This is a genomic window from Shewanella phaeophyticola, assembly GCF_025398315.1.
Classification (GTDB): Bacteria; Pseudomonadota; Gammaproteobacteria; order Enterobacterales; family Shewanellaceae; genus Shewanella; species Shewanella phaeophyticola.
The window spans coordinates 3,243,087-3,255,009 of the sequence record NZ_JAODOQ010000001.1 but is presented as its reverse complement, the minus strand read 5'-3'; the positions used below and the strand labels follow the sequence as shown (position 1 = coordinate 3,255,009).

The 11,923-nt window shown below is 41.7% G+C and carries 12 protein-coding genes; 7 read left to right on the top strand and 5 right to left on the bottom strand.

Features of this window, described 5'->3' with window-relative positions; genetic code table 11:
• Positions 1 to 84: 84 nt before the first annotated feature.
• Both N4T56_RS15090 and N4T56_RS15085 read right to left on the bottom strand, forming a co-directional pair.
• A complete protein-coding gene (locus N4T56_RS15090; RefSeq protein ID WP_261733801.1) occupies positions 85 to 801 on the bottom strand; it encodes an oxidative stress defense protein in 717 nt (238 codons plus the stop codon).
• 111 nt (positions 802 to 912) lie between these two features.
• Positions 913 to 1,821, bottom strand: coding sequence for a LysR family transcriptional regulator (locus tag N4T56_RS15085; RefSeq protein WP_261733800.1), 909 nt, complete (start codon positions 1,819 to 1,821; stop codon positions 913 to 915).
• A gap of 91 nt (positions 1,822 to 1,912) precedes the next feature.
• Here N4T56_RS15085 and N4T56_RS15080 point away from each other — a divergent pair, with 91 nt between their 5' ends.
• Both N4T56_RS15080 and N4T56_RS15075 read left to right on the top strand, forming a co-directional pair.
• The gene (locus N4T56_RS15080) at positions 1,913 to 2,722 is read left to right on the top strand and encodes a class II aldolase/adducin family protein (RefSeq protein ID WP_261733799.1); all 810 of its coding nucleotides are present in this window, start codon (positions 1,913 to 1,915) and stop codon (positions 2,720 to 2,722) included.
• 67 nt (positions 2,723 to 2,789) lie between these two features.
• Positions 2,790 to 3,680, top strand: a complete 891-nt coding sequence (locus tag N4T56_RS15075) for a bile acid:sodium symporter family protein (protein WP_261733798.1) — start codon at positions 2,790 to 2,792, stop codon at positions 3,678 to 3,680.
• Positions 3,681 to 3,772: 92 nt separating this feature from the next.
• On the opposite strand, the gene N4T56_RS15070 is transcribed toward N4T56_RS15075, so the two are convergent.
• Positions 3,773 to 4,738: a 2-dehydropantoate 2-reductase gene (locus N4T56_RS15070; protein WP_261733797.1), complete on the bottom strand. Its 966-nt coding sequence runs from the start codon at positions 4,736 to 4,738 to the stop codon at positions 3,773 to 3,775.
• A gap of 469 nt (positions 4,739 to 5,207) precedes the next feature.
• On the opposite strand from N4T56_RS15070, the gene N4T56_RS15065 reads away from it, so the two are divergent.
• On the top strand, positions 5,208 to 6,197 hold the full coding sequence (locus N4T56_RS15065; RefSeq protein WP_261733796.1) for a sensor domain-containing diguanylate cyclase: 990 nt from the start codon (positions 5,208 to 5,210) through the stop codon (positions 6,195 to 6,197).
• Positions 6,198 to 6,349: 152 nt separating this feature from the next.
• Here N4T56_RS15065 and N4T56_RS15060 read toward each other — a convergent pair whose 3' ends face one another.
• Entirely contained in the window at positions 6,350 to 6,757 is a 408-nt protein-coding gene (locus tag N4T56_RS15060; RefSeq protein WP_261733795.1) for a MarR family winged helix-turn-helix transcriptional regulator, read from the bottom strand.
• A gap of 320 nt (positions 6,758 to 7,077) precedes the next feature.
• On the opposite strand from N4T56_RS15060, the gene N4T56_RS15055 reads away from it, so the two are divergent.
• The 3 genes from N4T56_RS15055 to N4T56_RS15045 all read left to right on the top strand — a co-directional run bounded on the left by N4T56_RS15055 (position 7,078) and on the right by N4T56_RS15045 (position 9,254).
• A complete protein-coding gene (locus N4T56_RS15055; protein WP_261733794.1) occupies positions 7,078 to 7,755 on the top strand; it encodes a type 1 glutamine amidotransferase domain-containing protein in 678 nt (225 codons plus the stop codon).
• Positions 7,756 to 7,849: 94 nt separating this feature from the next.
• The gene (locus N4T56_RS15050) at positions 7,850 to 8,464 is read left to right on the top strand and encodes a glutathione S-transferase family protein (protein WP_261733793.1); all 615 of its coding nucleotides are present in this window, start codon (positions 7,850 to 7,852) and stop codon (positions 8,462 to 8,464) included.
• A gap of 184 nt (positions 8,465 to 8,648) precedes the next feature.
• Entirely contained in the window at positions 8,649 to 9,254 is a 606-nt protein-coding gene (locus N4T56_RS15045; RefSeq protein WP_261733792.1) for a hypothetical protein, read from the top strand.
• Here N4T56_RS15045 and N4T56_RS15040 read toward each other — a convergent pair.
• Positions 9,244 to 10,077: a TIGR03899 family protein gene (locus N4T56_RS15040; RefSeq protein WP_261733791.1), complete on the bottom strand. Its 834-nt coding sequence runs from the start codon at positions 10,075 to 10,077 to the stop codon at positions 9,244 to 9,246. The two genes, N4T56_RS15045 and N4T56_RS15040, sit on opposite strands and share 11 nt — an antisense overlap.
• Positions 10,078 to 10,519: 442 nt before the next feature.
• Here N4T56_RS15040 and N4T56_RS15035 point away from each other — a divergent pair, with 442 nt between their 5' ends.
• A complete protein-coding gene (locus N4T56_RS15035; protein WP_261733790.1) occupies positions 10,520 to 11,917 on the top strand; it encodes a hypothetical protein in 1,398 nt (465 codons plus the stop codon).
• Positions 11,918 to 11,923: the final 6 nt, after the last annotated feature.

Genomic DNA, 11,923 nt, shown 5'->3' with positions numbered 1-11,923 from the left:
AATGGCAGGTTTATGTTGTTTAAACACTTACAGACAGAACTGACGGGCTCGCCCAGTTAGGCTCTGTCTGTGCGTATTACTGTGTTACTTAAGCCTGAATATTGCTTCGACACTGTCACTAACAGTCACTTGACCTTGTTGATAAGTTTGCGCCACGTCGGCATTCATTTTCATGCTGGCGCGGTACATTTCTGGCTGATGAGATTGACTTGGAAAATACTTCACCTGCCATACCCCGGCCACTTGCTCACCAAATCCCTTGGCTATTGACTCAGCTTTTTGCTTAGCGTCTTTAATGGCGGCTTGACGAGCTTGAGCCATCATGTCTGCTTCTTTACTCGACTTGAGCTCAATATTATTCACCTGATTAAGTCCATCAACTAACGCGCTGTCTAGCAGTTCGTTGAGCATATTAAGGTCCATTACGGTCACAGTGATTTGTCGATTAGCACTGTAACCTGTCAACGTTTTTGGTTCATTTTGTACATATCGATATTGTGGATTCAGCTGAAGATTAGCGGTTTGAATGTGCTTTTCATCAATACCCGCCTCAAGTAAACGTTGTCTAAACTGGCTAACTGCTTCGTCAGCTTCATCTTTGGCCGACTTAGCATTTGCCGCTTCAGTTGATACCTCCACGTTAATAATTGCCATGTCGGCTTGTGCTTCAATGGTACTGGTGCCTACCGTTTCAATGTGGGCAAAATTAAGCTCAGCTGCTTGTATTGTCGCTACACTGCTGGTGGCGGTTAAGGCAAAAAACGTGCTTGAAATGAGGCTGGTGAGTAATAGTTTATTCATTAATAACTCCGCGGTTTCTTATTACTAGCTCAGGTGTGTACGCTTATGTTGATTAAAAGCGTGCTGTTAATCTATGTAAACGTGGCAAAACCTAAAAAGGGTTTTATTTTTTTAGTCAAACAATTGCGCTGAAATCGTTAAGAGCTTTTGTCTTATCCATTGATTGACCGGATCGTCATCGGCTTGTTTGTGCCAGTATATGTGCACCGCCAAATCGGGTACCTCAAAGGGTAAGGGTGATACCACAATAGGCATCGATTGTTGCAACAACATGGCGTAACTATTTGGCATGGTCATGATCATATCTGACTGGCTCACCACATTAATGGCGGCAAAGTAGTGTTCGCAGCGCAAGGCAATGTTGCGGGTAATGCCCTGAGTGGCGAGCGCCATGTCGACGGTGTCGATGGTAAAGTCTTTTAAGCTGACTAATGCATGTGATGCGTTGGCGTAATTATCTAGGGTAAGTTGCTGCAATATTGGGTGGTTTTTACGGCAAACTAGCGAGAATGATTCGTGGCAAATCAAGCTACTCCTGATGTCTTTATGGGTGGGCATAAGCACATCAATCACAATGTCTAAGCTTTGTTGGGCCAATGACGGTTCAAGCTCTGTGCGTTTTATTTGGCGACTATTTAAGGTGAGGTTTGGTGTATTGTTGAGTAAATCGGGCACCAAAACCGGAAAAAACATCGACTCTAGTATGTCTCTTAGCCCCAATTTAATTTCACGTTTGTGCTGTTGGATATCGAAATTGGCAGGGGTCGATAGGGTGTGATTGAGTAAATCCATTGCTTGTAACACATCGGGAATAATTTTTTGGCACAAGGGCGTTGGCAGCATTTTTCGGCCATTACGGGTAAATAATGGGTCGTTAAATTTAGTGCGCAGCCTAGCGATAGCATGGCTTACCGCTGGTTGTGTTAAGTGTAATTTACTGGCAGCCGTGGTAATGCTACCTTGCTGATAGACCGTAGCCATGATGAGAAATAAGTTAAGATCTATCTTACTATGCAGCATATTAATAGTTATCTATGAGTTAGTATCATTTGAATTAATTTTAGGCTTGGTTAAATTAAAGTCAAACTAAACTAATAAAAGCAGACTCAACATGACTACATCGCAAGAAGCATTACAAATTAAAAAAATGACTATCGGTACCGATAAATACCCGATGCCATTACCGCCTAAATTCGATACTCCTCAACAGCAACAGCAATACGAAAAGCAGCGTTTAGCCGCAGCCTTTAGAGTGTTTGCCCATTACCGGTTTGACGAAGGCTTAGCAGGCCACATTACCCTACGAGATTGTATTGACCCAGACACCTTTTGGGTTAACCCATTGGCGGTACATTTCTCAAAAATCAGAGCGTCAGATTTGGTTCGTGTGAATCATAAAGGCAGCATTATGGAGGGCAAGCACCCGATTAATAATGCCGCATTTGCGATTCATTCTCGCATTCACCATGCTCGCCCAGATGTGAATGCGGTGGCTCATGCCCATACCACTTATGGCCGTGCATTTTCAGCATTAGGCGAGCTGTTAAAGCCGATTTCGCAAGATGCCTGCATGTTTTATGAAAACCACAGCGTATTTGACACCTTTACCGGTGTGGTGGCTGACTTGTCTGAAGGCGATATGATTGCCGAGGCACTACAAGGCCATGCTGCGGTTATTTTACAAAATCATGGTTTATTAACCGTCGGTAAGTCTGTTGATGCCGCGACGGCAAATTTTGTCATGCTAGACAGTTGCTGTCACAGTCAATTACTGGCACAAGCGGCTGGAGAACTTAAACTTATTGGTCATGATATTGCCACTAAAACCCGCCAAATGAATGGATCTGATCTCGTGACCTGGGGCAATTTCCAACCTATGTATCAAGTGGTACTGGCACAAGACAACAGCTTTTTAGATTAGTCTCTATAGCTGATAGCTTAATACCACACTCGCTAAGCCGTTTGGTTTGGCGAGCAAGGATGCATCTATGACAGGCTCTATAATTACCGAAATTTTGCTGCCACTTGCGCTCGCCTTTATCATGTTTGGTATGGGCTTGAGTTTAACTCGATTTGATTTTTTACGCCTTTGGCAGACACCTGCACCAATTGTTACTGGATTTGTGGGGCAAATTATTGCACTGCCTTTACTCGCGCTGGGGATTTGTTTAGCTATGGAGCTCTCGACACCGATGGCGATAGGTTTGATGATTTTAGCCGCATGCCCGGGAGGCACTACCTCTAATGTGGTGAGCCATTTAGCCAAAGCCAATTTAGCCTTGTCGGTGAGTCTGACCGCCATCAGCAGTATCGTTTGTGTGTTTACCGCCCCTTTTGTGATTCAATTTGCGGTTGGCTACTTTGCCAATGGCGCTCCCATTGATGTGTCGTTAACCAGCATTTCTTTGGGCTTGTTAGTGATAACGTTACTGCCCATTGTGTTTGGTATGCTTGTGCGCAGTTATTACCGAGAGGTAGCCATTAAGGTTGAAGTGTACTTTAGGCGTTTTGCATTAGTGTTTTTGTTATTGATGATAACTGGAGTCGTCGTTCAAGAGCATGCCATTATAGTTGAAGCTTTTAACGAGGTATTTATTGCCTGTTTATTGCTAAATTTTGGTGCCATGTTAATTGGCGTGGTGAGTGCCAAACTATTAAAACTGACACATAAAGATGGGTTAACCCTGGCCATTGAGATTGGTTTGCAAAACTCGACTATGGCGATGCTCATTTGCATCAGCTTATTGCAAATGCCTAGCTATGCTGTGGTTGCTGGCGTGTACAGTTTAACCATGTACTTAGGGGCAGGGCTGCTTATTGCGTATGCCGGTTATATGCAAAAACAACAGCTTACTCATCACAATAGCGCATCAATGTAGTGCATCAATGAACATTAATTTTAGGTGTCGATGTAAACCTCAAACGTTGTTACATGCGATATTGGTCACCATGTTCACATGTAAAACTAGGGTTAAATTGATTGTTCTAGCTGATGGATGCTCGTCACGATAGCGCTATTCACTGGGGTTTTAATACCGTATTGCTCACCTAATCGAACGACTGCCCCATTAATATATTCAATTTCTGTTTTACGTTTAGCTTGAATGTCTTTCCACATTGATGAGCGGGCTTGCGGGTCAATGTCGAGCATCTGTTTTGCCAGCAATGTAAATAACATATTGGGTAACGATAATATAACCGGTAGCCATTTGGGCTTCACTTTAGTGTATTGATGTAATTCGATGTTTGCGGCTTGGCATACGTTGAGCCACTCTTTCATTGCAGCGGCGAGTTGGCGGCGGCAATCATGTTGGCTCAGTTGTTGTTTGATGGGTAAACCCGTTATAGCGTTTAAAGCATTATTAAGATTTAACAATAATTTACCGTAAATTACTGGTGCCATGTTTTGATGTAAGTTACAGCCAAACCCTTGCGCGAGCATGGCAATTTGAATCACCTTGGTGTGCTCATTTTTTTGCAAAGTGAACGCGCCCTCGGTGCCTTTATGGAAGCGGCCATTGGGTTGCTGCAACACATTAAAAGGCGTAATGCCTTGGAGCAAATGGCAGTGGCTCAATGCATCTGTGATGGTATCGAAACTGCCTAAGCCATTTTGCATAAAAATAATGCTGCTGTTGCTATGCGTGATGGCAATTAATGTATGGGCGATACTACTAACTTGATGACATTTCAACGTGACAAACACCACATCAAAAGCCTCATAAGCTGTTGGCGCTTGCTCAATGTCGGTGATCAGTGTTTGTGGCATAATCGTTTGTAAAAAACCTTGGTAATCACTTAACGTAATGCCGTTGTTGTCGACAAGGGTTTGCTTTATTGCTGGGCGGCAAATCAAGCTCACATCTAAGCCAGAAAGGCACAATTGCCCTGCAAGATAACATCCGGTGGAGCCAGCACCAAAAATGGCAATTCTCATTAAGTCACCTCTGTGTATTATCACTGATGCACATATTCTGTTTGTTATCATTTGTAACATACCAGCCTTTTTGTCAGTGCAGAACTTTTAACATCCGGATAATCATAAAAATCATTACATTATTGCACTGCCAACAAACCCATTTAAGCATATTAATGCACTATTAAATGTGCCTTTTGTGATGAAGGTTGGAGTTATCAATAAACGCTGATGATATTTTCGACGGTAGCCTTGGTGGATTAACTTCTCTACAGCTAGAATTTATGTTTTTTTCGGAGCATTTATTTAAACACCAAAATAATATTGACCTCTAACACTATTATTTTGTTTGATTTTTTCTACTAATTTTCTCATAATTGCAAACACTGTTTATACGGTATAAAACACTATAAAGTCTTTGCCGCATTAGGTTTACATTACAGACTGCTCAGTGGAGACACAGGATGTGGATTTTAGCTAAGGATTGCTTATGCCGATTAATAATATCGCACTGTTAGTGGTGGTGTTATTGTGCTTTGTAGCTGTATTGCTGGTGCTTAATTTAAAGGAGCATCGCCAAGTACAAGCCAAAAAACAACAGTTAAATTCCTATGAACAAATCCTCGATCAAGTTGGCGCATATATCTACGTTAAAGATATTCATAGCCGCTATGTGTATGGTAATAAATTGCTTTTAGATTTTTTGGGTGTCACCCAAGAACAGCTTAAAGGCACGACAGATGTTAACTACTTCCCTAAAACCGCAGCCAAATTACTGCTTCAAAATGACCGTAAAGTATTAGCGTTTCAGCTTAAAATAGCTGATGACATTATGGTTGAGGGTGATGAAGACGGTAGTTGTCATGTTTATCATGAGATTAAGCAACCTTTGTTTGATGAAAGAGGTAAGTTAACAGGCTTAATTGGCGTGTCGACCGAGATTACCGACGAATACAATTTACGCTCAGAGCTTGAACAGCTCGCTAATACTGATCCACTGACCGGTTTGTATAATCGTCGATCATTTAATGCATTTAGTGAACATGAGTATGCTCGATCTATGCGTTATTTTGAGCCCTTATCGTTGATGATTATTGATATTGATTTATTTAAAAATGTGAACGATACCTATGGCCATCTAGTCGGCGATGAAGTGATAAAGCGGGTAGCATTGGTCTGTGATCAACATATCCGTGAATCTGATGTGTTAGCGCGAATTGGCGGTGAAGAATTTGCGATTTTATTACCAGGAACAGACACTGAGTCGGCTTATAAATTAGCAGAGCGCTTAAGAGCATCTCAGCAAACGTATCGGTTTCCTGGTCAACATGAAGCCAATGACTTGCCCGAAGTGACTATTAGTATTGGGGTATCGACTTTATCCGTAAAAGATAAATCCTTTGCACAAATGCTTTCCAGAGCAGACAAAGCGCTGTATTCATCAAAAAATGTCGGCAGAAACAGCGTACATGTTGCATAGAGCTCACTAGTTTGTCATGCCGTAAACTTAAAACTTGTTAATTTAAGTTGTGCACAATTAATTATTGCTGTTACTATAAATGCATAGACCTAACACAGTAAACGTTGCAGATTAGAAATCAATGTGATCAACGAGTTTGGCCTTAAATTTATCTAGCAGTAATTTGAGCTGATCCATCTCGTCAACACAGACACCGCATTGCTCAACAATACTGTTATGTATCGATTGTGCTTGTGGTTGTTTCTCTCGGCTTCCAAGTCGGTTAATTGCAAACACAGCCTGCGTTCATCATTAGGCGTGCGGACACGCTTTAATAAGCCGTCAGACTCTAAGCGCTTAATCACTGGGGTGAGCGCTCCCGATTGTTGACCTAATTGCGTGGCGACACTTTTTAAGCTTAAGCCGTCTTGCTCCCATAAAATGAGCATGACTAAATATTGGGTGTAAGTTAGCCCTATAGATTCAAGTAAAGGCTTATAGAGTTGAATAATTGCTAGCGAGGTGGAGTAAACCGCAAAGCAAAACTGATTATTAAGTCGAATAGGTGGGTGTTCATTCATAATTTGGCGCTCAGTGATTAATGTAATGTGATCAACCTAGGTAACGTTTTCGTACAACATGGCTTTAAAAATGGTGGATAACCGGGTTTTATCCCAATAGTTTACTTGTATATACCACTAAAGGCCATGCTGTTTTTATGTACAACTTAAAATGGGCTTTCTTATTGTTGCTGAGTGGATTTAATGCAAGGCATACGCACTGATATAGCGACATTTTCGACGGCTTGAACATTAATTCTCAATCAACAACATATTTACCAATGACAGTTAATTATAACGGTCACTGCTAGCCCAAAATTGATCAAAATGAAGGACACAAAATGAAAGTATTAATGGTTTTAACTTCGCACGATGAGCTTGGCGACACAGGGCATAAAACCGGTTTTTGGTTAGAAGAACTTGCAGCGCCATACTACGCGTTTATTGATAAAGGCGTTGAAATTGTCTTAGCTTCACCAAAAGGTGGTTTGCCACCATTGGACCCAACAAGTGACAAAGAGGATTTTCAAACCGACTCAACTCGTCGTTTTACAGCCGATGAGCAAGCTCAGGCATTGTTGGCCAACACTCACAAGCTCGCGGCAATTAACCTTGCTGAATATGATGCTGTGTTTTACCCAGGTGGTCATGGTCCATTATGGGATTTAACTAACGACAAAGATTCAATTGCACTGATTGAAGCGTGTTACAACACCGACAAGCTATTAGGTTTAGTCTGTCATGCACCTGGTGTGCTTAAGTACCCTAAAAAAGCAGATGGCTCACCGTTAGTTGCAGGTAAAAACGTAACAGGCTTTACCAATGGTGAAGAAGCCGCGGTGCAGTTAACAAACGTTGTACCGTTTTTAGTAGAAGATATGCTGCAAGAAAATGGCGCTACGTATACTAAAGCTGACGATTGGCACCCATATGCGGTTGTTGATGGTAAATTGGTTACTGGGCAAAACCCAGCCTCTTCAGAGTTAGTCGCTGAAAAAATGTTAGCACTGCTTAGCTAACCCAAACTTGCTCGAGTAGCAGATTTACTTTTACAGCAATCAGCCCAGTGACCTGCCATTGGGCTGATTTTATTGCACAAAGGAAGTATGGCAAATGATTAAATTACACCACTTAAATAAGTCCCGTTCTAAGCGTATTATTTGGTTACTCGAAGAGCTCGGCGTGGATTATGAGTTAATTGCTTACCAGCGCGATGCGGCAACATTTTTAGCGCCAGAGTCGCTGAAAAAAATCCACCCATTAGGTAAATCACCTGTGCTTGAAGCTGACGGCTATACCATTGCTGAGTCAGGTGCGATTACCGAATACCTTATTCAAACCTATGGCGCGGATAAATTGATGCCAACCCAAGGCAGCGCTGACTATGTCGATTATTTACAGTGGATGCACTTTGCAGAAAGCTCGGCTGCATTGCCATTGTTGTTGAAAATATTTGTCAAAATGGAAGGCGCAGATACCCGCTTTATAGGGCAATACGCAGATGCAGAAACCGCAAAAGTGGTCAGCTATGTTAATGACCGATTAGCAGGCAAACGCTATTTAGTGGGCGATAGCCTAAGTGGCGCCGATATTATGATGTCATTTATTGCTGAGCTTGTTGGCCAAAACGGTGAGTTTGAAAAGTACCCCAATATAGCCAAGTATTATCAACAATTGCTCACCCATGATGCCTTTAAAAAAGCATTACAAATTGAAGCGGATAATTAATCGCTTGTGGTGTGACACCATCGCTCAAAACAAAGGTGAATGGGGACGCCTTCGTTTTGGTTAAAATTTAAACAATCCATTTACACAGTAAAAGCGGGTAAATTTGTTGGCTAAAATTTGTTCTACCTAATACTTAGGTGTTAGTATTGTGACAGTTTAGTCATATTTTGGTTTAAGGTGATGTATGTCAACTTTATCTGAAGAAGAGTTAGCCTACTTTTGCGATGTTTTTTCGCCAGAGCGCTCTGGTGATTCTGATGATAATACATTATCAAAACATTCACTTAGCGTAGCAACTGAAATTCCACAAGTGTTATCACATATATTGGGTAACGCTACACTCACGCTGCTGGCAGAAATAAGCTACTACCGGTTATGGTTTCCGCTACAACTTAAACAAGATGAATTTGGCCAGTTTACGCCTGAGCTTGGTACGCCAGAAGTGATTGATATGCGTGGTGGTGAGCGAAGTTGGCGTATGGATAATGTAAAAGATTTGCGAGTGATAGACAGTGAAACATCAAAGCTTGTTGAAGTGTTGTCGTTATCAAGTTCAGGCATCACCATTAAAGTACCGCAAGAGCTCGACACCCAATCACCAAGGCACACACGACTTATATTACCTAATGGCACTCAGGTTGATATGGAGTTTGAACCTGTTCGAACTGAAAATGGCGTAATGGCGGCCAAAATCAGTGCCGAGGGCGAAAACAGGCAAATGTTAAGGCAGTTCTTATTCAACCAACACAAAGCTAAATTTTCGCACCTTTACGAAGACATTAACCGCTAACGCTAAAGTCTTTGGCTAACATCACTTTTATAGCACCAATGAAATCGTGGTCATTTTTGGCCTGAATAAGCTGGCACAGCTCATCTCCCACCGTAGTAAAGCGATAATAGGTAAACAATAAATGTTGCCCTTTAGGAGTTAAGCTCATATTGGCATGAAACAGAGTTAATTGAATCTCTTCATTACGGTTTAATAACCCAGTTTCAAACTCACTTTTGTGTAAAATTCCCGCATCAACCAGCGTTAAAATATTCGAATAAGGCAAACCAAACTGCGACAAACCAAAATTGGTTTGGTTGTGCTTACGGAAATACTGGGTGATCCCACCATTAACTCGATAACCACTTAACAGCTTAAATCTGGGTTCAGTATTGATCTTGACTGACATCCCGAGGGCTTTTTCAAATATCTGCGCTTCACGCAAAGTCAGTTGCTTTAATACGGCTAATGTTCGCAAACTAAAATGACCCGGATTAACGATTTCGCTGGCTAAAATCCGCGCCCATAAATCTTGCATTTTGCGGTTATGGATTTGCTCCGCCATTTGGAAAAACTGATAACGCCAGTCAGGATCAAGCTCTACTCCGGTCACGTCAGACGGAGTGTAGTTAAGGGCGAGGGCGAAGATACTTTCAAGATTAGCCTGATGTTGGCTGAGCTGTTTACGCTCGCGGTGTTCGGCGCGCTCAGCAATTGAAGCAGTAGAAGGTCGATAGTCATCTTCACTGGCTAACCCTATAACTCGTCCGAGCATTAACGCTTTTTTACGCGCAGACACCTGAGCATTGTCATCGGGCATTTCCATTACATCTATATCGGCCATAGTTATCCTAAAAAATATAGCAGTTTGATTTAAAATAAATTATTAAAACTTTTCATAAGGCACTAGCGCCAATAAATTCTCATTTACGTGAGTGGATGAATCAAATAAAGACGTACTTTATATTGATTTTCATCGATGACATATCAATGTGATTTACAGTCTGAAACAGAGTTTAACTATGCCTTACATTTATCGATTTACCAAATAAAAGCTCGGTTATTCAATCTCAAAAATCCACACGCATCCACCCTCAGGGTCACTCACTTAATTTTTATATGCAACAAGTCATCGACGCAATAATAAGCAGCAATATTGAGTCAGTAATAATCTTTACAAAGTAAATGAAAGTGTAAATTATAATGCGAATTGTTATCAATACGTGTATGTTGCGTTCAGATTTTTGAAAATTGTTAACGCATTGTGCGTTTTGTTGGAGAGATAAATGAACCCAAAGTTAGCCTTGTTGTCGGTCTCTGTCGCTAGTGTATTCAGCCTAATGACTCAAGCGCAGGCAGCGACTGATCCTGAGTCGTTAGCCAAAGCCATTGCAAAACAAGAAGCTGAAATTATTGTGTTGAAACAGCAATTGGCATCACTTGCGGCAGAGCAACAAAAACAACAGCAAAAAAGTACAGATGTCGCCAAACAAGTTGATCAAGTATCGCACAATGTTGATAAAGCGGATGCCCGCTTTAGCCAGTTTAGCTTTAAGTCATATGGTACAGCAGTGTTCACCAGCGATGAATATTTCGATAACGTGCAAGATACAACCGGTGAGCGACGCAACCGCACCGATCTTGAACGCATTGTGACCGAGTTTGGTTACCAGTTCTCTGATGATTGGAGTATGGAAGTTGAAATTGAATATGAACATGGTGGCACGGGCTCAGCATTAGAATATGACGGTTTTGATGAGTTTGGTGAGTTCGAATCCGAAGTGGAAGCCGGTGGAGAAGTGATCGTTGAAAAAGCCGAAATTCGCTATCGTCCAAGCAAAGCATTTGGGGTGAAATTCGGCAATATTCATTTGCCAATTGGCCTATCAAGCATTTTACACAAGCCGAACCAATATTTAACCGTACAGCGACATAAGAGTGAGGCTGCAATGATGCCAACCGTTTGGAACGAAAACGGTATTGGTGTTTACGGTGAAATTTCAGATTTTCATTATCAAGCCCAAATAGTGAGTGGCTTAAATTCGGAGTATTTCCGCACCTATGATTGGGTGGCATCTGGTCATCAAAAACGTTTTGAACATGTCAACACTGATGATTTAGCCTTTGCTGGACGTCTTGATTACGGCAACTTTAAAACCGGCAGTGCCGTTGGTGTGGCTTATTATTATGGCAATACCAGTGGTAATCGAAATAAAAGTAACAAGTTAGATGTTGATGGTGCGTTAAGCATTATTTCTGTGGCAGGTGCATTTGTTGAAGGACCTTGGATACTTCGCGGTCAATATTTATATGGCACATTAGATAATGCCGATGCGATCACCCTAGCCAATAAAACCACGCCAGGCTTACAGCCGGGTAACTTTGCTCAATTGGGTTCAGAGTCACAGTCGTTCTTTGTTGAGGCAGGTGTAAAGCTTGACGAATGGTTTGATCTTCCGATGACTGTTTTTGCCAATGTTGATTATTCCAACCCACTCATGGCTGTTGAAACGGGCACCGCAACTAAACGTTATGAAAACACATGGAGCAGTGTCGGTGTTAACTATTCCCCTATCCCAGAGATTGTGATTAAAGCCGAAGGTGGTGTTCACCAAGTGGCCGTTGCCAGTATTCCAGATACTCACTTTTTTGCTTTGGGTGTGGGATATCAATTCTCGCTATAAATTTAT